Here is a 22714-nt window from a genome sequence, read left to right as displayed (position 1 = left end):
TGTATTAATGGAAGATAAAAAAAGAATTGTCGGAATAACCGTTGAAGAATCCGTAAAGAACAGCTACCTCGACTACGCCATGAGCGTTATCGTGGGACGTGCGCTTCCGGACGTGCGCGACGGTCTGAAACCTGTTCACCGCCGCGTGCTCTATTCTATGAGCGAAATGGGCGTTGAATACAACAAGCCTTACAAAAAATCCGCCCGTATCGTCGGTGACGTTATCGGTAAGTATCACCCACACGGTGACAGCGCCGTTTATGACACTCTCGTGCGTATGGCACAGGATTTCTCGCTGAGATACCCTCTGGTCGACGGTCAGGGTAACTTCGGTTCTGTCGATGGCGACAGCGCAGCGGCAATGAGATATACAGAGGTCAGGCTTTCAAAGATATCTGATGAACTTCTCTCCGACCTTGATAAAGACACGGTGGATTTTACGCCGAACTATGACGGTTCACTGGACGAACCCGCAGTTCTGCCCACACGCGTCCCCACACTCCTTATAAACGGTACCAGCGGTATTGCGGTCGGTATGGCTACTAACATCCCCCCGCACAACCTCACAGAGGTTATCACTGCTCTTGACTATATGATTGATAATGAAGGATATACCGAAGAGGATATCCTTAATATCGTTAAAGGTCCTGACTTCCCTACCTATGGTCTTATCATGGGGAAAAAGGACATCCTCAACGCATACAGAACAGGTCGCGGGTCAATAACCATCCGCTCAAGAGTTGTTATTGAAGAGACCAAAACAGGTAAACCTGTGATAATCGTCCGCGAGATTCCTTATCAGGTCAATAAGGCGGCTATGATCGAAAAAATAGCTGAACTTGTTCATGATAAAAAGATAACAGGTATCACAGACCTGCGTGACGAATCGGATAAAGACGGTATCAGGGTTGTTATCGAACTGCGTAAGGGCGAAAACGCAGACGTGGTTCTTAACAGGCTCTATAAATTCACTCAGATGCAGACCTCTTTCGGTTTCAACATGGTTGCTCTGGTTGACGGTAAGCCCCATACGCTTTCTCTTGTCCGTATCCTTCAGGAGTTCATCTCTCACAGGGTTACAGTCGTTACCCGCAGAACAAAATTTCTGCTCAGAAAAGCGGAAGACAGACTGCACATCTTGGAAGGTCTGATAAAGGCAGTTGAGAACATCGACGAAGTTATCAAGACAATCAAGTCTTCTAAAGACACACCGGACGCGAAACGCAATCTGTGTGAAAGATTCAGTTTCTCCGAAATTCAGGCTCAGTCAATTCTTGAGATGAGACTGCAGAAACTGACCGGACTTGAAATCGAAAAACTTCAGGAAGAATATCAAAATACTCTGAAAGATATAGAATATTACAGAAGCATTCTTGGTAACAGACATGTCATGATGTCTCTTATCAAAACAGAGCTGGACGAGGTCAAATCTAAATACGGCGATGAAAGACGTACCGAAATCACTGCAGACGTTCAGGATTTTGAAGATGAGGACCTTATCCCCAATACTGAAAAGGTCGTTACGATGACCCATCAGGGATATATCAAATCCACTCTGCTCAGTGCGTTCACGTCACAAAGACGCGGCGGTAAAGGCAAAACAGGCGCCGGAAGCAAAGACGAGGATTTCATTGAAAGGATCATCGTAACAAGCAACCACACACGCCTTATGTTCTTTACAAATACAGGTAAGGTGCATTATCTGAAAGTATACAACCTTCCCGAAGCTCTTAAAGAAGCCAAAGGAAGACATATATCCAACCTGCTGACACTTGAAGCAGAAGAAAAGATCGCAAGCGTTCTTGCTCTACCCACTGAAATAGAAGGCAAGTTCCTGTTCTTCGCCACCAAAGACGGCGTAGCGAAAAAGACCAGCCTTGATGAATTCTCCAGCGGCAGAAGCGGAATCGTAGCTATCAAAATGCGTGACGGCGATGAAATTATATCCGCAGACATCACTACTGATGAAGATCACGTTATCTTCACCAGCAGAGACGGAAAAACTATACAGTTCTCATCTCAGGACGTTCGCCCTATGGGCAGAAGCGCAACAGGCGTGAGAGGAATGACACTTGATATGAGAGACTATGTTGTTTCTATGGAAATTCTGACAGGCGATCCCTATATTCTGTCTGTAACAGCCGGCGGATACGGAAAACTGACTGAACGCGAGGAATACAGAGTACAGACCAGAGGCGGAAAGGGAATCAAGCTTTGCAGAGTAAGCTCAAAAACAGGCTTTGTATGCGGCGCGAAACAGGTTCGCCCCGGCGACGAGGTCATGCTGATAACAAAATCAGGCAAGACCATCAGAATAGACGTTTCAGGCATATCCACTATGGGACGCGACACAATGGGCGTCAAACTGATGGATATCGAAGAGGATAACGAGATAATATCTTTTGCGGTTGTAAAGGAGGGACAGGACAATGGCAATAGCGATGGACGGGAAGATACTGGCAGCGAAGGTGAGAGCGGAGCTGAAACAGAAGGTTGACGGCCATAAGGCAAAAACGGGCAGAGTTCCCGGACTTGCCGTCGTTCTCGTTGGTGAAGACCCTGCAAGTCAGGTCTATGTAAGAATGAAGAACAAAGCGTGTGAAGAGGCAGGCTACAAATCCATAGTTAACAGGATGCTGGCTGAAACCACGACAGAAGAGCTTTTGGCAGTTGTTAACGAGTACAACAACGACGATACAATTAACGGTATCCTTGTCCAGCTCCCTCTGCCCAAGCAGATAGATGAACATAAAGTTCTTTATGCCATCAAACCCGAAAAGGACGTGGACGGATTCCATCCTTTTAACGTGGGACTTATGAACATCGGCGAGGAGACTCTTTATCCCTGTACTCCTTACGGATGTATGAAGTTCTTTGAGGAATACGGCATCGAGACAAGCGGAAAAAATGCTGTTGTTATAGGCAGAAGCAACATCGTGGGCAAGCCCATGGCTTCTCTGCTTATCAAAGCAAACTGCACAGTGACAATATGCCACTCCAAAACAAAAGATATAGCAGGAATCTGCCGTCAGGCGGACATTGTTGTCGCTGCCATCGGTAAACCCGAGTTTGTTACAGCAGATTTTGTTAAAGAGGGCGCGGTTGTTATCGACGTGGGCATAAACAGAGTGAACGACAAACTCGTAGGCGACGTTGCATATGAGGAAGTAGCTAAAAAAGCAAGCTACATCACTCCCGTTCCCGGCGGCGTCGGTCCCATGACAATTGCAATGCTCCTTGCGAATACTATGAAATCATTTGAGGCAACACTCTAATTATATGGACACCATTTATGCGGCGATAAGTCCGCTGATATCTTCAGCGATAATAGTCGTGCGGATCTCGGGGGATAAAGCCGTAGAGGTCTTTGAACTTTTAAACGGGGCGGATGTGAAGAACATCCAGCCCCGTAATGTTTATAACCTCAAATACAGCGGCAGTGTGTCGGATGACGTTCTTGCCGTGTATTTCAAAGCACCAAATTCATACACCGGGGAGGATGTGGTTGAAATATCCTTTCACGGCAATCCTATAATAGTCTCATCAGCTTTTAAGGATTTTGAAAAGCTCGGTTTTGTTACGGCCGAACCGGGAGAGTTCACCAAAAGAGCCTTCCTGAACGGTAAAATGGATCTGACACAGGCAGAATCCGTTGCAGAGCTGATCTCCTCAAAGACTTTACAAGGGATAGATTATTCCTACGAACAGCTTAAAGGTAGTCTGCGCAAAGAAATAGAGTATATAAAAGACCTGTTTATCAATGCGCTGACCATTATTGAAGCTCATATAGATTTTCCGGAAGAGGACATCGAAGACGCGCACGCCAGGATAGTCTTTGAAAACCTTGAGCTGCTTAAAGCCGAACTGTCTGCTATTCTCGCGTCTTATGACAGCCACAGGATAATGCGTGACGGATATCGTATAGCAATTGCAGGAAAGCCCAATACAGGCAAATCATCTCTGATGAATTTCCTTTTAAAAGAGGAACGGGCTATAGTGTCTGATGTTGCAGGAACTACAAGGGATTATATTGAATCAAATTTTGTGCTGAACGGTGTTCCTGTCAGTCTTGTGGATACAGCAGGGCTTCGCATTACATCCGATGCTGTTGAAAAGGCAGGTATCGAGCGTACAGGCGAAGTTATAAAAGATGCTGACCTTGTTTTAGTACTGCTTGATGGCTCAACACCTCTGGATGAAGAGGACAAAAACGTTCTGGAGAGCACAAAAGAGCTTAAAAGGCTGGTTGTTGTTAATAAATCTGACCGCCCTCTCCTGCTTAATGATATAAAATATGATTGTCTGGTGTCTGTTAAGGATGGTTCAGGTATGTCTGAGCTTCTGAAAAAGTGCGGCGAAGTCGTCAGTATTACAGATGCTGACAGATTCGGTAAGGCTGTGATGGTTACAGCAAGACAGCGCGGATATTTCATAAAGATACTTGAAACAGTTGAAAAGTTGTCCGATGAGTCGGAAATAGATTTTGACATCTTTGAATATGAACTTAATAGTTCCCTGCGTCTCCTTTCGGAGATAACGGGACTTTCATACACTGAGGATATTCTTACTAATATCTTCAATAACTTTTGTATTGGAAAATAATGTGGATAAGTTGAATGTTTCACGTGAAACATCGGCTTCTTGTGGTGAATAATGTTGGTTTATGACAAAAAGTACGACGTTATTGTTGTCGGAGCAGGACACGCAGGCTGTGAAGCTGCGCTTGCCTCTGCAAGAATGGGCGCGAAGACGCTATTATTTACAATATCTGTGGAATCCTTGGCACAGATGAGCTGTAACCCTGCCATCGGCGGGCTGGCGAAAGGGAATATAGTAAAAGATATCGACGCTCTCGGCGGAGAGATGGCAAGAAATACCGATGAAACAGGTATTCAGTTCCGCATACTCAATATGAAGAAAGGACCCGCTGTCCGCAGCAGCCGCGCGCAGGCAGATAAAGAACTTTATCGCCAGCGGATGCTGGAAGTTATCATGCAGGAACCCATGCTTGACCTGAAACAGGGTTTAGTTCACGAAGTTTCTGCTGAAAATGGGAAAGTAAACGGTGTTATCAGTGATACCGGAATGTTATACAGGTCTGAAAAAGTTATTCTTACCACAGGAACGTTTCTGAAAGGTCTTATACATATAGGTGATAAGCATTACGAAGCAGGCAGAATGAACGAATTCGCTTCTGTTGAACTTGTTTATTCTCTTCATAGGCTTGGATTTGAAACAAAAAGACTTAAAACAGGAACACCTGCAAGGCTGGATTTTGCAACAATAGATTTTTCAAGGTTAGAAGCGCAAGGCGGAGACAATCCCCCCCTGCCCTTTTCTTTTGAAACTAAAGAGATAAAACTTCCGCAGGTTCCCTGCTATACTACATATACTAATGAGAGAACCCACGAGATAATCCGTAACAACCTGCACCGTTCACCGCTTTATGCAGGTATTATACAGGGTGTAGGTCCCAGATATTGCCCTTCCATTGAAGATAAAGTGAAAAAATTCCCAGAAAAGATAAGGCATCAGATTTTTCTTGAACCGGAAGGTCTGCGCTCAAAAGAATGGTATGCTAACGGTTTTTCATCATCTCTGCCTATTGATGTTCAGATTGCAATGTACAGAAGCGTTGAAGGACTTGAGAACGTTGAGTTTGTACGTCCTGCATATGCAATTGAATACGATTTTGTACAGCCCACAGCACTTAAACCTACTCTTGAGACTAAACTGATAAGCGGTCTTTACTTCGCAGGTCAGCTTAACGGAACCAGCGGATATGAGGAAGCTGCGGCGCAGGGTCTTGTTGCCGGAATAAATTCCGTCCTTGCACTGGACGGCAAAGAACCGATGATTCTGCAAAGAAACGAAAGCTATATCGGTGTTATGTGCGATGACCTTGTGAATAAGGGAGTTGATGAACCCTATAGAATGTTCAGCTCAAGGGCGGAATACAGACTTTGGCTCAGAGAAGATAACGCGGAGTTCAGACTTCTCGAAAAAGGGTATGCTCTTGGTCTTATCAGCAAAACCAGATACGACAGGTTCCATGCGGAGAAAGCTGAATTTGAACAGGATCTTGACCGTATAACAAAGATACATGTTAATCCGAATAAAGAAACAAACAGCATTCTTGAACAGTTCGGATTTCAGGTGCGAACCGGAGTAACAGCTAAAGAGCTTCTGCGCCGTCCTGAAATGGATTATGATAAACTGAAAATTCTTTACGGCGGAACAGATAACGCACGTGTTGCAGAGCAGGTTGAAATAGCTGTGAAATATGAAGGTTATCTGGATAAACAGCAGGAAGAGATAGAAAAATTTGATAAAATTGAAAAGGTTCGCATACCGGATGATCTGGATATTGACAGCATACAGGGGCTACGCAAAGAATATAAGGACAAGCTGAAGGCTATACGTCCTGAAACTCTTGGTCAGGCGGGACGTATACAGGGAATGACGCCTGCTGCTGTTTCACTTCTACACATATATATAATGGGGAAAAAATGATAGAGCAGTATTTTCCTTTTTCAGAAAGCCAGCTTAAGAAAATAGAACAATTCTACGAGATACATGTCAATGCTGTACTGAACGTAACTGCGATAAAAGATAAAGAGGATTTTTACAGAAAACACGTTCTTGACAGTTTCTTACTTTTCACCGAAAGAAAGAATATTTTGAAATCGCCTGTCTGCGATATAGGAACAGGCGGAGGTTTTCCTGGTATTATACTTGCAATAATGTATCCGCATATAAAGTTTACTTTGGTGGACAGCATCGCGAAAAAATGTAAATTCGTTGAGGACGCGGCGAAGGAGCTTGGGCTTGATAATGTTGAAGTTATTACATCCCGTGCCGAAAATATAAAGAACAGAAAATTTGCCACTATCCTTTCAAGGGGTGTGGCGAAGACTGCCGAACTGCTTAAATTCACTGAAAATCTTGCAGATAAGCGAAGCGTATGGGTTCTTTACAAAGGTGAAAATGCCGAGGCAGAACTGTTCGCATCTAAAATAACAATCGTGAAAAAACATTTGGAGTGGCAAAATGTCAGATATGACGAACCGATTCAAAGGACATATACTATTATTCATCATGCTGATGATGACAGCAGGCTCCATTAGCGCCTATGCCGCTGGTGAGCTGATAATCTTCAACCGCGAGTATTACGCTATTAAGGATCTGAACGCAACTGACGTCTGGAAGCTGAAGGAACTTACCATCAGCGAAGATACCGGAGCTGCAAAGAATGCAGGGATCATCCTCGGACGTTATTATGTCAGACAGGGTGAGCTTGAAAAAGGGTATAAAATGCTTCAGGATAATCTGGACGACAGCTATTTCGACAGATTTATGAAGATTAATGCCCATCTTTGGGTTCTTGATGCCGCAAAGAAAAGCAAAGATGAAAAAGTTGCTGCTGATCAGGCACAATACCTCAGCGGTCAGGAGATGGATGACAAGGCAGAGAAAGCTTACCGTCTGTATTGCTCACAGGAAAAACTGCACATCGATAATGAAAACGTAAGAGCCTGTATTGAAAGAAAGGCAGTGAAAAAACCTGAAAGCGTTTTTGATCTTCAGCCTGTGGTAAAAACTGTTTCCAAAGCAGACGAAACTCCTCTCCCCTCCCCTGTGGTTACTGCCGTACCCGCTATGCCGGAAGTTTCGATGGCTCCCAGAGTTAAAGAGAAAAATACAGCTGAACCTATGCATGAGCCTGAGATAACAAAACCCCAACCGGTTAAAGAACAGCCGAAACCGATTCTTACCAAAGGCAAAGTAGTTGTTAACGTAGTGAACAGTTTCCAGAATCCGGAGATTGTTGAAGCAATGCTTTATACTATAAGCAGGCAGAAAACAAGCATAGAGCTTGATTTCAAAGGCGACCGCGGTTTTTATGATTATGTCATAGATGCCGGAGCGGCAACCATAACAGCCGGAAACAGCACATATGATTTTTCGTCCAACAGGAAAGAGAATATGACTAAGGCTGCTGACATGGCTGTGAATATGGGAGCAAAGATAATCGTTCTCGGTTATGGAGAGGGATACAGAGACACCGCATCTGATATTGCAGACAGATATAAAGACAGAGCACAGTTCATGCTTTTCAATATTCAGGAAAAAGACTATCAGGGCAGACTTAAAGAGTTTAAGGGAAAGGCAGGCGGGCAGCCCCTTTCGTATGTTATAGGCGGAACTCAGGAACAGGTGCTTAAGATACTTCCTTTTATGAGATATTATTCACCCAAACCGGATAAGTCTATCGTTGTGAACGCAGTAGATACCGTAGGTAAAAAATATCTTACAGGAGAATATGGTGAATTCTCTAAAAATACATATGTGGTCAGCGACATGATACTCACAGAACAGGCAGAGGCTGAAGAGTTCGCATCAGTATTTTCAAAAGATTTCAACAAGCCTGCAACAATGAGCGATTTCATTGGTCACGACTTTATACAGTTCATAGAGAAAAGAAGAGTCGGCGGCAGCGGAACCTATCTGTTGAATATAAAAGAGACCGACGACGGAATCAAAAGAGAGAGCAGAGCTTACCGCATCCTTGGAGGCGGCAAGCTCACCAGAGTTGAAAATTAATCCACTTCTATAAGTCTGTAGTCAGCTGTGCCTATGCCAAGTTTTTCGGCATGGGCAAGCTGGACTGCAGAATCAATATTCGGGTATTTCTCTTTAAACGGATCATTTCCACCATAAGCCTTAATAACAAGATCATGACATGCCTTATCCAGAGCCACAGGGTCTGTTGAGGCGGCAAAACCTATATCTGCGACCACAGGTCTGTCGTTGCCGGGGTAACAGTCGCATGCAGGTGAAACCGAAAGTATAATGCTGAGAAAAACCAGTTTTCTGTCCAGAGCGTTGAAAACGCCTGCTGCGTATTCTGCCATCTTCTTTTGTGTAGTTGCAGATGATGCGTTCCAGTTTATTTGTATGGCGGAATGAGGGCAAACACTGATACACATTGCGCATCCTGTGCATCTATCGGTAATGAAAGCTTTAGGGTTCATATCAATTGCGTTTGATGCACAAAAGGTAAGACAGCGCCCGCAGGCTGTGCAGGTTTCCTGAACAACCGAAGGGTGAGAATCGGAGTGCATATCAAGTTTTCCTTTGCGGCAGGCGCACCCCATGGAGATATTTTTGATTGCTCCTCCGAATCCTGAAACCTCGTGTCCCTTAAAGTGAGAAACAACCATCATGCCGTCGGAAGAAGCTATTTCAGCAGCAAGCATCACCTTTGAAAGAAGCTCCCCTTGCACAGGGACATCAACAGAGTTGTCACCTCTTAAGCCGTCTGCGATTATCACTGGAGTTTGCAGGGTGGAATAATTAAAACCGTTCATTGTGGCGTTGTGCAGATGGTCTACGGAGTTTGTACGCATACCGACATAAAGGGTGTTGGTATCTGTAAGGAACGGTTTTGCTCCCAGAAGATTTAAAATATCCAGAACAGGACGCAGGAAAACAGGACGTATGAAAGCAGTGTTTCCATATTCTCCGAAATGTGTTTTAACAGCAATAAGATCGCCCTTAGTAAAAAAATCCTGTGGATTACATCTATTTAGTAATTTTGAAATTTTCAACAGAGGGCTTTTGTGTTTTTTACTATCAATTGATGAAAAAAAGACTTGAGACATTATAAAAAACCTCCCAAAAGTGGTAATATAGTACAATATTAGTGTGAAAACGCACAATATTCAATTTAACTTAATGATGGTAAAGTCCTCAATTTTAAAATATACACAAGTGAAGGAGACGAGATGAGTGATTTTTATATAGGACGACAGCCCATCCTTGATGAAAAAGGGCTTATCTTCGCGTATGAGGTACTTTACAGGAGTCATGGGCAGACGGGGGCTTCTGTAACTGACAACGCGGCTGCAACCGCAAGAGTTCTCATAAACGCGATGCAGAACTTCGGGCTTGAAAAACTGCTCGGAGGGAAAAAAGGGTTTATAAACGCCGATGAAAGTACAATTCTTGACGGTGCAATTGACCTGTTGCCAAAAGAGACCTTTGTCATTGAGATTCTTGAATCCACAAAGATGAGCCAAAAGCTTATTGATAAGATACTATACTATATGGGGAAAGGGTATAAGTTTGCTCTCGATGACATGGAGTTTACAAAGGAATATATCGGAACTTTTAAAGAGCTTTTTCCGGTAGTTGACTACATTAAAGTGGATTACATGCTTTCCGACAGAACCATTCTTGAACAGAATATGAAATTGCTTTCAGGTGTTAAAGCAAAAAAACTGGCTGAAAAGGTGGAAACACAAGAAGAATATGAAAGCTGCCGCAGAATGGGATTTGATCTGTTCCAGGGATACTATTTCGCAAAACCTATAGTGATTTCGCAAAAATCAGTTGATCCGTCAAGAGCAGCCACGATACAGCTTATTAATATGCTCAGGAGTGATGCGGAGCCAAATGAGCTTGAAAAGGTTATAAAGAGCTATCCCGATCTTTATATTAATCTGCTGAAGTTTATGAACTCATCGGCGTTCTTCACCCGCGGAGTGATAACTTCAATTAAACATGCTATGGCAATGCTGGGTAGAGTGAACCTCACGAAATGGCTCTATCTGATACTTTATGCCGGACCAAACAATGACAGTCAGAGCAATCCGGTGCTTATAACCGCACAGGTCCGTGCAAAGACAATGGAGCGCTTATGTCAGGTGAGTCCAAATATCAATAAAAAAGCGGACAGCGCTTATCTGGTGGGGCTTATGTCCCTTCTGGATGTTATATTCAACAGAGAGATAGAAGATATAGTCAGAGAGTTCAACGTTGATGAAGAGGTCAAGATTGCAGTTACGAAACAGCAGGGTGATCTCGGTCTGCTGCTTAAGACAGTCAAATGCTATGAAAGTGACGATGTATGTGAAATAGTCGACTGTTTCGGGCTGCTCCAGATAAGTTTTGAAGAGTTTAACAGAGTAATGATGGAAAGCTATGACTTTACAGATAAGTTCGGTCTGTAGCCTACATATAAATGGTAAAAGATTGTGTTGACGAAGGCGTATTTATTTGCAAAGATAACTATAGTCTTAAAATAGTACAATGTTATGCAGAAAGCATACGGAGACAGGGATGAAAAGGGAAAAATCTGAATATGCTGTGCAGGCGGTGAGCAATGCCATTGATATACTGGAACTTCTTGGCGACAGCGACAATGAACTCAGTATAACAGACGTGGTGTCTACGCTGAACCTCACCAGAAGCAATGTGAACAAGCTCCTCGCGACGCTGGAGATGCTGGGGTATGTCGAACACAACAGATATACCGGAAACTTCCGTCTGGGAGTTAAAACTTTCCAGATATCGCAGGCGTATATAAACAAACTGAACCTGATAGAGATATCCATACAGGTTCTTCAGCAACTGAAAAACGATACGAATGAATCTGCATACATCAGCGTACTGCGTGAAGGTAACGTTGTATATCTGAACGTTATCGAAACAGAACAGGCAGTGCGTGTTCTGCCGCGCATAGGAAATGTAGGTCCGGCATACGCAACAGCAACAGGCAAAGCTCAGCTTGCGTATTATGACCCTATGGAACTTGAAAAACTCTATACCGGTGAGTTCAAAAAGATAACTGCAAACACTATAAAGAATTTCGATCAGCTTAAAGACGAACTGGACGAGATAAAAAGAAACGGGTATGCTGTAGATAATGAAGAATATGAACTTGGCGTCCGCTGTGTCGGTGCGCCTATCAAAGACTTCATGGGCAATATAATTGCAGGCATAAGCGTTTCCGCTCCTGCGGAAAGGATGCCTATGGATTCCATCAGGGACAGTGTTGCCCCTATGGTGCTTGAGGCTGCAAAAGTTCTCTCGAAAAAATTCGGATTCAGAGAGCTTACAGACGAAGAGTAGCAAACAGAAGCTGTTATCCGGTGTATGACCGGAGCTGGTAAGATTATCAAAATGGAAAACCGCACTGGTATCATATTTCTTACTGCTGATAAACAGCTCTGCACTGCCGTGCAGGAGTATCTTAAAACTGTATGCTGTGATCATGTCTTTGAAATAACCAGCGATCTGAGCTTGTTTTCGGAGAAACTGCTTTCCGGAAAAGTGATTATCGCTCTTGCAGATACAGCCCTGGGTGATGTTTACATCACTCAGGCGCTTGCTATACTTAAGTCTATCGATCAGGATCTCCCTCTCATTTTGATCACTAACAAAGACAAACAGGAAAAAGCAGCCGGATTCATAAGTTCCGGAGCTTCTGACTATGTCACAACTGATAACCTTATACGCCTATGCCCTGTAATAAAGCGGGAAGTAAAAGGGTATAAAGAAATAGTTGAAGGCAAAAAGGCAAAACAGGAGATTAAAGAACTCCAGAATATAATCAATTCCGCAGAGGATGAGATATATGTACTTGATGGTGCAGATTTCCGCATCACATTTGCAAACCGCAAAGCATCCTTTAACCTGAAATATCCTGAAGATAAACTGAAAAAAATGTTCATGAATGAGATCATGACAGACGTTATGCCTGTCGGGTTTATGAGCGGCTGGGATAAATTTAAGTCGAGAAAAACTTTTTACACCCGCATGAAAAGGAGCGATGGGACAGTATATCCCGCGGAAGCTGTGTTTCAGTCGGTTAAAACAGATGGTAAAACTGCTATTTTAGGTATTATCCATGATATAACCGAAAAGGAATCTGCAAAACAGCAGGCGATGATACTTAACAAAGCTATAGATGCCAGCGCTTCGTCCGTAATCATAACAGATAACGACTACAAAATATTCTATGTGAACAAAGCATACTGCACGATGACCGGAAAATCGAGAAGTGACGCAATAGGTGCGGATATTCTGGGGAATATAGTCAGCAATGAAAAAAAGAATGACTTCAGGAACGCATTGAAAAACTGCGGCGGCGGTCAGAGCTGGGTGGGTGAATATAACAGGCTCGGAAGGGATGGTGAGGAATACGTTGTTCTCGGTTCAGTCTCCCCTGTTCTGAACGAGAGAAGCGAACTCCAGAATATTGTTATAGTTGAAGAGGATATCACAGAGAGGCTACGCATCAAAAGCCAGCTTATGCATGCGCAGAAGATGGAGACTGTTGGCGAGCTTACGAGCGGCATAGCTCACGATTTTACCAACATGCTCACAGCGATAGGCGGTTTTGCGTCCATTATGAAACGCAAAATGGAGCCTGAAAGCAGCTTTTATATGTATGTCGATAAGATAGTTGAGCTTACAATCAGGGCGAAAAGCCTGACGCAGAACCTGCTCACTTTCTCCCGCAAACAGATGCAGTCTGAAAGAGTGCTTAACCTGAATGACCTTGTGGATACTGTCAGCGGCTTTCTTTCCATGGTGATAGGCAACAAACTTGAAATAAGGAAAGAACTCAGCCCCGAAGAAATCAATATAATCGGTGACCCTGTGCAGCTGGAACAGGTGATAATCAACCTCGCAACAAATGCCAGAGATGCCGTTACAAAGGACGGCATACTTACCATTTCCACCGACAGGCTTATGATAAGCAGCAAAGAAGCCGGAGGCGGCTTTAAAGAGTATGCTGTCATAAGTGTTAAAGATAACGGAAGCGGCATAGATGATAAGAAGCTTAAAAAGATATTCGAGCCTTTTTATACCACGAAAGAGGAAGGCAAAGGAACCGGACTGGGTTTATATATTGTCAGCGACATTATAAACCGCCATCACGGCATGATAGAATGTCAGAGCGAGATAGGCGTCGGTACGGAATTCATTATAAAACTGCCTGTTACAGAGAAGAAACCGGAAGAAACAAAAGAAGAGATTGATGTTAAATCAACAAAAAGTGCAGTAATACTCCTTATAGAAGATGAAAAGATGGTGCGTGAAAGCCTTATGAACGCCCTTGACGCTTACGGGTATAAGGTCATTGAGGCGGCTAACGGAAAAGAGGCTCTTGATATATATAAAAAGCAGCACGGAGGGATAGATCTTGTCATAAGCGATATAGTGATGCCTGTCATGGACGGCATAGAAGCCTATTCTCAGATGAGTGCTGTCAACCCTGATGTAAAAATGATATTCACCACCGGCTATGTCGGTGAAACCCATAAAAGAGACAACTTTGATGAAAGCGAGCATGTTGTCCTGCTGAAACCTCTACTTGTCAAGGAGCTTATAAAACGGATTGAACAGCTCATCGCAAAAAACTAGCAAATAAATTTGCCAACTGTGTAATTAGTGGTATACTTTATTTTTAATGAGCCTCCAGAGGTCCGGAAATGCATCTCAAATCACATCTTTTACGCGAATTGACAGTGCTTTATGTTGATGACAATGCTGATACCGCAGAAGCGTTAAGGTTCACATTTGAAAATTCCCTTAAAAGTCTTACAATTATGCCTACTGCCGAAGAGGCGATAGAACATTTCATGAAATTCCGTCCGGATCTTGTGATAACTGAGGCAATGCTCCCGTTTTCCGATGGTCTGGAACTCGCCGGACGTATCAGAGAGATCAGTCCGGACACTCCTGTAATGATTATAAGCGGACATAAGGATGAAAAACTGCTTCTCGGAGCGCTTAACGCTAATGTTGAATGTTACCTTCTGAAACCTGTAAACCTTCGTAATTTGAAAAAGAATATAGCACTTGCTGCGGAAAAGATAAACAGGCAAAGAGCAGCACAGCGTAGCAGAAATCTTCTGACACGGATACTGGACACATCCAGAGAGATGTACATGGCTGGGTTTGGTGAAACTGTCACATACATGAACGCATCACTCCTCGAATTTTTCGGGATAAGCTCTGCTGTCTGCACAGATGGCATGGCAAATGTTGAAGTTGTGGAAAATCGCAGAAACGATATGGCAGTCCCCTTCCCTATGTGGCTTAAAAGAGTTCAGGGACTTGACGGATATGAGACCATCGTGAGCCTTATCCGCGGCGATATGCTTAAAAGTGATGCTAAGACCTATATTGCCAGAGTCACGAGGATAGAGGAAGAGGACGGGTTTGCTATCTCCTTTATAGACATAACGGTGATGGAATCCCAGAAACGGTTCTTCCATAACCTTGCGATGAAGGATCCGCTTACGGATATATACAACAGACAGAAATTTTTGGATGAACTCAACAGAGAGATAACCAGAAGCCGCCGATACGAAGGCAGCCTGGCTATGATAATGTTCGACATAGATAAATTCTGCGATATGAATGAAAAATACGGTCAGCAGGCGTGCGACGGGCTTTTAAAGGAGCTTGCCGCCCTTGTTGGTGCAAATGTCAGAACGACTGACGTATTTGCCAGATACGGCGGAGAGGAATTTCTCATACTCACGCCTGAGGTGGGACTTGAGGGCGCTATGAAACTTGCCGAGAAACTCAGACTCGGTATATCAGGTCATGAGTTTGCGAATATCGGCGAGGCCACTTGCAGTTTCGGTGTGGTGCAGTTCAGCGGTGAGGATGCGGAAGAGTTTTTAAAGGCAGCTGACAGCGCCCTGTTCAGGGCTAAGGCAAAAGGCAGAAATACTGTATCTGAATAAAAAAGGGAGCCTTTCAGCTCCCTCAGGTTGTTGACAAACTACAGATTCATACAAAACCATTAGACTGCTTCGTCGCTAGTGTTCCTCGCAGAGACGGGTTTCGTCTTCGCGAGGAATGAAATGACGACGCGATCTCGTATTTATATGCTTTACATCAGTTTAAGGGAGCCTTTCAGCTCCCTTATTTGTTTAACAGCTTCCTGATTCAACGTATTCCACTATCTTTTCTTTGATGGTGGTTACAGTCTGCTCAAATTTTTCAACATTTTTTTCAAGCAGAGTCATACGGAATCCGGGGATTGATGTAAAGAACGATGTAAGCGGAACCACACATATGCCTGTTGCGCCAAGCAGATAATAAACGAAACGCTTATCGTGGCTCATTTTGTCCTCACACATCTTATCAACGATATCGCGTACCTCTTTAATTTCGATGTTCAGCTTCTGGTTTTTGTTCAGAACCGCTTCGTTGAACACTACTGACATGTAGAAAGCGCCGTTTGAGCGGTTTACAACCACATAGGGGCAGTCTTTCAGCATGTTGTAAGCGATGTTGGACAGTTTTTCATAATGTTTGAGCCTTTCGTTCAGGTACGTTGTGTACATGGGGTGTGTCATTATGTGGGGAATTGACATCTGAGGCAGAGTCGTTGAGCAGACCTCAGCCATTTTCTGGTTCAGTATGGCATTTGTGAAGCGTTTGAAGGCTTCGTCCTTGTCTGCGTTATAAACTTCCATCCAGCCGCAGCGTGCGCCCGGCCAGGGGAACTCTTTGGATATTCCCTTCATAGCGATACCAGGAACGTCTCCGATTATGTCGGAAAGGGCTATGGTCTTCTTACCGTTATAGACCATGTTAAGGTATATTTCGTCAAAGATGAGCATCAGGTCGTGTTCTTTCGCCATATTGACGATTCTGCGCAGGTCATCTTCGGTATGGACATAACCTGTGGGGTTGTCGGGATTAATGACCAGAATACCCACAATTGATTTGTGGCTTTCAACTTTTTTCTCAAGCTCATTGAGATCGGGAGCCCAGTTGTTATAAGGGTTCATTCTGTATGTGTTGGGCGGAAATGATGCGTGGAGAACTTCCGCCAGAAGGTGTGTTGAGTAAGTAGGCTCAGGCAGCATTACCCTTGCATCTACCCTGATTGAGCTATACGCTCGTGCTATTGCGTCGCCAAGTCCGTTGAAAAAAATGATGTCGTCTTTTGTAATCTGCACTCCGCCTCTGGCGTTTGTGCGTTCCGCGAGAAATTCGCGAACGTCGTAATCGCCTTTTGTGGGGCAGTAGGCAAAGGTCATGTTGTTGTTTCTGACAAGATCAGCGATGGTATCTTTCATCCAGTCGGGGATGATCTCGCCCTTTGCAACCGGGTCGCCGATATTCTCGTAACAGATCTCGACGCCGTGCTGCTCCAGAACCTTAGCAACATTGACAATATTGCGGATCTCATAGGTCAGGCCGTTTCCGCTTTTGGCCAGGTCATAACGCATATAACACCTTTTAATAAGTATTTGGCTTACGCCTGCCTCTTTTTTGTTGCGACGCAAAAACGAGGGTATAGGTTTTGACTTATATTACAACTGGCGCAATATTTCCAGAATAATCTGCAAAATGTGGTTTTTCACATCCAAAAAGAGGCATTTGCTCATAATGCATGTTATAATAGTTCATAGGTGAACTTTTTATAAGAGGTGTGCATCATGAGAAAATTAACTTATCCGGCTATTATAGCCGCGGCATTACTGCTGTCCGCATGCGGAGGCGATTCCGGAAGCAGCAGTGAAACGAGGCTCAAAAAAATCATCATTGATGATAATGCTGACAACAAAGCAGACCAAGTTTATACTCTGGAATACGACAGTGAGTCTTATCTGTGATCGGCAACAATGGAAAACTGCGATGACGGGACGCCGAAAAGTTCTGCAATCTGCTCTAACGGTGAGGTAATATATACCTATGTGTTCTCGCGGGATGCGGCAAAGAACATAACAGGCATTACGATAACCAAAAACACGGGTACTGTAAAAACTGTGGAACTGGTCTATGACGGGTCTAACGCAATTGTATCCATGAAATCGGACTATACTTCAAACGGAACCTTTAACTACGCCGAGTATTACACAACGAACAGCGACGGTGACATAACCAGAGCCGACATCGACAATGACAATGACGGCATTGTGGACGACTATTCTCTGTTCACATATTTTACTGCAGGAAAACCATACCATTATGAGCTTAACGAAGATTACATATCTGTGCCGGCTATAGACTATGCTGCTGATTATTCCTATGATGCTGACAGTAACGTAACCGACGTCATTATTGATGAGGATGGCGACGGAACCAAGGACGAATACAGGTCGTATTCGTATGATGAGAACGGGAAGCTGGCTCAGATAGACATCGCCGGCAGTTTCGGCGGAACACCCGCAGGATACATGTATATGGAGTATGAGGAGGGAGCCGAAAAGGGGACCTATCTGGGGTATATACTGATGAGCATCGGACTGTTTATCTGAAAAAGTTAGGGCAGCCGTAGCTGCCCTAAGGTTGTTGACAAACTATTAAAACCATTAGACTGCTTCGTTGCTGGTGCTCCTCGCAGAGACGGGTTTTGTCTTCGCGAGGAATGAAATGACGACGCGATCTCGTATTTATATGTCTTTATCATCTGACAGAGGGCAGCCGTAGCTGCCCTTTTTTAATATTCAGGTATTGGAGTGTTTTTTGATTCGCCGCGCTGGCGGAAGTGTATCTTAATAGGCACACCGTCGAAACTGTGGTGGGCGCGGATGATATTTACTATGAATCGCTGGTATGAAAAATGCACCGCATCCGGATAGTTAACGAATACCACGAATTCAGGAGGACAGGTGGAGACCTGTGTGATGAAATAGAACTTCACCCTTCTGTTGCGGGTAACGGGCGGCTGGTGGCGTTGTACGGCTTCTTCCAGTACCTCCTGAAGCTTGTGGGTGGAGATACGCTTGCTGTATTCCTTATAAAGTTCTTTCGCCGCATCGAACACCTTAAAAATATTCTTGCTTGTCAGTGTTGAAGTGTATATCAGCGAAGGTTTATTCAGAAACTGAAGGTGATGGTCTATATCTTTAAGGAATTCCTTTGCCCGTTCGTCTTTGTTTTCAATAAGATCCCATTTGTTCGCAACAAGGATAACTGGTCTGCCCGCTTCCCAGTTGTCCGCTATAACTTTAACGTCTCTGTCGGTCAGTCCTTCGTTTGCGTCTATAATGCACACGGCTATATCTGCGCGCTCAACTGCGTCTTCCCAGCGGTGGTAGCCGTATTTTTCTATCTTGTCTTTGAACATTATCTTCTTTTTACGGATTCCCGCAGTGTCGATAAGGACATATTTCTGTCCGTCGTACTCGAAGAAGGTGTCAACCGCGTCGCGGGTTGTACCGGGTATGGGTGTGACGATAAGTCTGTCCTGTCCCAGCCATTTGTTTATCATGCTTGATTTACCGACGTTGGGTCTTCCTGTCACGATAAGCTTTATTCTGCCTTCGTATGGGTCGGTTTTGTCATGGTCTTCCGGTATCTGCTCGACTATTTTATCAAGCAGTATGTCAACATTACGCCCGTGTGAAGCGCTTATTCCGATTATTTCTTCCACGCCAAGGCGGAAAAAATCGTATGTAAGCACTTCTTTCGAGTCGCTGTCCACTTTGTTGACAACAACCTGATATGGTTTGCCTGTCTGGCGGAGCAGATCTATGACAATTTCGTCAAGGGGATGTACGCCTTCAACTCCGTCTGTCATAAGGATAAAGAAGTCGGCTTCGTTCAGGTTGTGCATGAACTGGGCCTGCATCTCTTTTTTCAGCAGTTCTTCTTTAAGGTCGAATCCGGCTGTGTCCACAATTGTGAACCTGTATCCGTCCCAGTCGGCAACGAATTCTATTCTGTCGCGGGTAACGCCGGGCATATCGTCAACGATTGCAATTTTTTTTCCAGCCAGTCTGTTAAACAGTGTGGATTTGCCCACGTTCGGGCGTCCTATGATTCCTATGGTAAACATTATTCCTCTTCCGGTTTGCAGTAGCGTATCTTTGTCGGTGCGGACTCGCCGTCTGCATTCACGGCGGTAACTGTTATGTCCAGACAGCTTTTAATTGTCTTTGGGTAGACCACTGATGTGTTTTGAGTAGAAAACGTTTCACATGAAACATTTTCACACGCTTTCACGTTGTATGTGTCCGCGCCTTCGGAATCACTCCACACGATGCGGGAGTCGGCTCCTATGTTCAGCACGGAAATTGTTGCAACTGGCAGAGGCGGATTAAGCACCTTCTGCACAGGTATTTCAACTGTATACGGGGTTCCTCTGTTACCGTCGTAGTCGGACAGTATCAGATAGAATTTATTATCAACCACAGAAGTTTCGGGAAAAGTTATTGTTTTTCCTCCGGTCTGTGCGATAGTTTTTCCGCCGGAATAAACGTCGAAACGGGTGAACTTATCATCGGTTTCGATGGATACGCGGTACACTCCGCCCTCTTTCGTATATTTTGCGTTCTGAACCTTCATCGGTTTCGCATAGACTACTTTTGCCATGTAAGGTTCTGAAAGTACGCCGTATTTCACAGACCTTTTGCGGAGCCTGTAAAAGTATTTATATCCCGGTTGAACGTCTTCATCAATGAAGACAGATTTCGGATCAACTGTTTTTAAAGGGTTAAAAACGGAACACTCGTCGTCAGCTGAAACACCTTTTTCAATAAAGAGCTGATCAGATTCCTGATTATCTATTTTAACACCAGCGTCATCAACTGAAACAAAAACAGATGTGGGCGGTGTCATGTCTGCAAGGGCAGATTTAGGAACCGGATTGGTTTTCTTTCCGCATCCGGCGAGTACCAAAAAAAGTGCTAAAATAAGACTAGCGTATTTCATTTAAAAAGTTTTTCCCGTTATTTATCTGTGTTTCAACAGCGGATTTTGCGGTGCCGCCGTATGCTTTTCTTGCGTTTACCGACGCCTGAAGAGTGATTGCGTCGTATATGTCTGATTCTATCACATCAGAGAATCTTTTGAACTCATCAATTTTAAGCTCGCTGATGTCCACACCCTTCTGAATTGCGTATGCGACGGTGGAGCCGACAATATGGTGTGACTGCCTGAACGGAACGCCTTTGCGTACAAGGTAGTCTGCATAGTCTGTGGCGGTGGAATATCCTGCGGTTGCCGCCTTCTCCATTTTGGGAGTGAGCAGTTTCATCTTTTCCACCATGGGTGCAAATATCTTAAGGGATGCTTTTATGGTGTCAACTGCATCAAATACAGGTTCCTTGTCCTCCTGCATGTCTTTGTTGTATGCAAGGGGCAGACCTTTCATGGTTGTAAGCATGCTTATGAGACTTCCGTAAACTCTTCCGGTCTTTCCGCGGATAAGCTCAGGCATGTCAGGGTTTTTCTTCTGCGGCATTATGCTGGAACCGGTGCAGAAGTCGTCTGAAAGCTCTATGAATGCGAATTCTGATGTGGAATAGATTATCAGTTCCTCGGAGAATCTGGAAAGGTGCATCTGGCATATCGCACAGGCGGAGAGAAATTCGATTGCGAAATCCCTGTCGCTGACGGAATCCAGAGTGTTTTCTGTTGGTGCTTTAAAGCCCAGTTCGTTCGCTGTGAAGTGTCTGTCTATGGGGAAAGTCGTTCCAGCAAGCGCGCCTGAACCAAGAGGAGAAAAATCCATGCGTTCCAGACAGTCGGCAAATCTGCCGTAGTCCCTTTTTAGCATCTGGAAATATGCCATTATGTACTGCGCAAAAAGGATTGGTTGTGCGGTTTGCAGGTGGGTGAACCCCGGCATGTAAACGTCGATGTTCTTCTCTGCCTTTGCTATGATGGTGTCAAGCAGGTGCTTAACGAGCGCCATGGTCTCTTCAATCTCGGCTTTGAGATACATACGGAAATCAACAGCGACCTGATCGTTTCTGCTTCTGCCAGTGTGCAGTCTCTTTCCTGCGTCGCCGATTATCTCTGTCAGGCGTTTTTCAACAGCCATGTGGATATCTTCATCTTCCGTGCGGAACCGGAACTTTCCTGATTCGATCTCTTCCAGAACCTGCGCCAGACCTCTTTCGATGTCCTTAACATCGGTTTCGGAGATGATGCCCTGTCTGCCGAGCATACGCGCGTGGGCAAGGCTTCCTTTGATGTCGTATTTATAAAATCTTTTGTCAAAGTGGATTGATGCGTTGAATTCTTCCACAAACTTGTCAGTGGGCAGCGTAAAGCGCCCTGACCACATCTTTTCAGACATAATACCGCTCTCCTTTTACATACAGCTTCATATATAGGTAATTTGCGGGAATTAATCCAGATAAAACTTAAAAAGCATCGGTCATTGAATAATTTTTCGTATAGGTTATGATGATTATTACATAAAAGGTGATAGAGAATGCTTAGAAATTTAGTGAACAACATGTGGCTGAGACACTCATTCTGGACTGCGGCGGCGGCTATGCTGTCGCTTTCGTCGGCAAAACTGCTTGGACTTGCTGAATACTACTGGGCGCCTATATCCGCTATAATCGTGATGCAGTCAACTCTTGGTCAGTCATGGGACACTTCCAAACAGAGGCTTATTGGAACTGTGATAGGCGCGCTTTTTGCCGGTGCCTTCAACTATGTTTTTCCGGAGGTCAACACGCTGAATTTCGGTCTGGGGATATTTATAATGGGTATGATCTGTTATGCCATGAGGCTGACAGTGAGCGCATACAGGCTCGGCGGCGTAACGTTTACTATCATCCTTCTGATGCACCACAGCGAAGTTGCTTGGCGTATAGGGTTCGACAGATTCGTGGAGGTTTCGCTGGGTATCTGCGCGGCGCTTCTGGTAAGTTTTGTAGATAATAAATGCCCTGCCATGAAGGCATTAAAAAAGGCGGCATAAAAGCCGCCACAGACTGATGACAAACGCCGTATTTCGTGAGAAGTGCGGCGTTTTTTGTTTTTGTATCTTGTTATTTCTTTTTCCGGTTTATATCGCAGCCGAAAGCTGATTTTCATCATTTATCACGGGTATTTCAAGCATCTCTCTGAAATATATAAACAAATATGACAGCACAAGGGCTATCTTCTTCATATTCTGCACTGCCGCTGAAAGAAGGCACTGCTC

At 44.3% G+C, this 22714-nt stretch carries 18 protein-coding genes; 13 read left to right on the top strand and 5 right to left on the bottom strand.

The features are described from left to right. The first annotated feature begins 7 nt into the window (after nt 1-7). The 6 genes from gyrA to LRY47_RS08190 are packed head-to-tail and all read left to right on the top strand — an operon-like array spanning nt 8 to nt 8604. Complete coding sequence (gene gyrA, locus LRY47_RS08215) at nt 8-2497, top strand: DNA gyrase subunit A (RefSeq protein ID WP_295224118.1); 2490 nt, start codon at nt 8-10, stop codon at nt 2495-2497. Beyond that, nucleotides 2430-3275: a bifunctional methylenetetrahydrofolate dehydrogenase/methenyltetrahydrofolate cyclohydrolase FolD gene (folD, locus tag LRY47_RS08210; RefSeq protein ID WP_295224116.1), complete on the top strand. Its 846-nt coding sequence runs from the start codon at nt 2430-2432 to the stop codon at nt 3273-3275. The genes gyrA and folD overlap by 68 nt, the downstream gene beginning before the upstream one ends. 4 nt (nt 3276-3279) lie before the next feature. Next, nucleotides 3280-4602: a tRNA uridine-5-carboxymethylaminomethyl(34) synthesis GTPase MnmE gene (gene mnmE, locus LRY47_RS08205; protein ID WP_295224114.1), complete on the top strand. Its 1323-nt coding sequence runs from the start codon at nt 3280-3282 to the stop codon at nt 4600-4602. Between the two features lie 51 nt (nt 4603-4653). After that, nucleotides 4654-6513, top strand: coding sequence for a tRNA uridine-5-carboxymethylaminomethyl(34) synthesis enzyme MnmG (gene mnmG / locus LRY47_RS08200; protein ID WP_295224111.1), 1860 nt, complete (start codon nt 4654-4656; stop codon nt 6511-6513). Then, nucleotides 6510-7127, top strand: a complete 618-nt coding sequence (gene rsmG, locus LRY47_RS08195) for a 16S rRNA (guanine(527)-N(7))-methyltransferase RsmG (RefSeq protein ID WP_295224108.1) — start codon at nt 6510-6512, stop codon at nt 7125-7127. Before mnmG ends, rsmG begins: the two co-directional genes overlap by 4 nt. After that, the gene (locus LRY47_RS08190) at nt 7051-8604 is read left to right on the top strand and encodes a hypothetical protein (RefSeq protein WP_295224106.1); all 1554 of its coding nucleotides are present in this window, start codon (nt 7051-7053) and stop codon (nt 8602-8604) included. The genes rsmG and LRY47_RS08190 overlap by 77 nt, the downstream gene beginning before the upstream one ends. Here the strand turns inward: LRY47_RS08190 and LRY47_RS08185 are convergent. Next, nucleotides 8601-9611 (bottom strand): DUF362 domain-containing protein, encoded by a 1011-nt coding sequence (locus tag LRY47_RS08185; protein ID WP_295224104.1) that lies wholly within the window; start codon nt 9609-9611, stop codon nt 8601-8603. The two genes, LRY47_RS08190 and LRY47_RS08185, sit on opposite strands and share 4 nt — an antisense overlap. A 177-nt stretch (nt 9612-9788) precedes the next feature. On the opposite strand from LRY47_RS08185, the gene LRY47_RS08180 reads away from it, so the two are divergent. The 4 genes from LRY47_RS08180 (at nt 9789) to LRY47_RS08165 (ending at nt 15551) form a co-directional block, all read left to right on the top strand. Then, on the top strand, nt 9789-11015 hold the full coding sequence (locus LRY47_RS08180) for an EAL domain-containing protein (RefSeq protein WP_295224102.1): 1227 nt from the start codon (nt 9789-9791) through the stop codon (nt 11013-11015). 109 nt (nt 11016-11124) lie between these two features. Then, nucleotides 11125-11916 (top strand): IclR family transcriptional regulator, encoded by a 792-nt coding sequence (locus LRY47_RS08175; RefSeq protein ID WP_295224100.1) that lies wholly within the window; start codon nt 11125-11127, stop codon nt 11914-11916. A gap of 24 nt (nt 11917-11940) precedes the next feature. Further along, complete coding sequence (locus LRY47_RS08170; protein ID WP_295224098.1) at nt 11941-14217, top strand: ATP-binding protein; 2277 nt, start codon at nt 11941-11943, stop codon at nt 14215-14217. A 68-nt stretch (nt 14218-14285) separates the two neighbouring features. Continuing rightward, the gene (locus tag LRY47_RS08165; RefSeq protein ID WP_295224096.1) at nt 14286-15551 is read left to right on the top strand and encodes a diguanylate cyclase; all 1266 of its coding nucleotides are present in this window, start codon (nt 14286-14288) and stop codon (nt 15549-15551) included. A 189-nt stretch (nt 15552-15740) separates the two neighbouring features. On the opposite strand, the gene LRY47_RS08160 is transcribed toward LRY47_RS08165, so the two are convergent. After that, nucleotides 15741-17051, bottom strand: a complete 1311-nt coding sequence (locus LRY47_RS08160; protein ID WP_295224094.1) for a pyridoxal phosphate-dependent aminotransferase — start codon at nt 17049-17051, stop codon at nt 15741-15743. A 210-nt stretch (nt 17052-17261) separates the two neighbouring features. Here LRY47_RS08160 and LRY47_RS08155 point away from each other — a divergent pair, with 210 nt between their 5' ends. Beyond that, nucleotides 17262-17438 (top strand): hypothetical protein, encoded by a 177-nt coding sequence (locus LRY47_RS08155; protein WP_295224092.1) that lies wholly within the window; start codon nt 17262-17264, stop codon nt 17436-17438. Between the two features lie 9 nt (nt 17439-17447). Beyond that, entirely contained in the window at nt 17448-18083 is a 636-nt protein-coding gene (locus LRY47_RS08150) for a hypothetical protein (RefSeq protein WP_295224090.1), read from the top strand. 182 nt (nt 18084-18265) lie between these two features. Here LRY47_RS08150 and der read toward each other — a convergent pair whose 3' ends face one another. Genes der through argH form a run of 3 tightly spaced genes read right to left on the bottom strand, consistent with a single transcriptional unit; the run spans nt 18266 to nt 21856 of the window. Beyond that, the gene (gene der / locus LRY47_RS08145) at nt 18266-19606 is read right to left on the bottom strand and encodes a ribosome biogenesis GTPase Der (protein WP_295224088.1); all 1341 of its coding nucleotides are present in this window, start codon (nt 19604-19606) and stop codon (nt 18266-18268) included. Next, complete coding sequence (locus LRY47_RS08140; protein ID WP_295224086.1) at nt 19606-20481, bottom strand: hypothetical protein; 876 nt, start codon at nt 20479-20481, stop codon at nt 19606-19608. The genes der and LRY47_RS08140 overlap by 1 nt, the downstream gene beginning before the upstream one ends. After that, complete coding sequence (argH, locus tag LRY47_RS08135; protein ID WP_366043499.1) at nt 20468-21856, bottom strand: argininosuccinate lyase; 1389 nt, start codon at nt 21854-21856, stop codon at nt 20468-20470. The genes LRY47_RS08140 and argH overlap by 14 nt, the downstream gene beginning before the upstream one ends. 135 nt (nt 21857-21991) lie before the next feature. Between argH and LRY47_RS08130 the strand changes: the two genes are divergently transcribed. Further along, entirely contained in the window at nt 21992-22489 is a 498-nt protein-coding gene (locus LRY47_RS08130; protein ID WP_295224082.1) for an FUSC family protein, read from the top strand. Nucleotides 22490-22714 lie beyond the last annotated feature (225 nt).

The organism is Seleniivibrio sp. (assembly GCF_021209385.1).
Lineage (GTDB): Bacteria > Chrysiogenota > Deferribacteres > Deferribacterales > Geovibrionaceae > Seleniivibrio.
The sequence above is the reverse complement of the archived record's forward strand: the minus strand, read 5'-3'. Positions and strand labels throughout refer to the sequence as shown.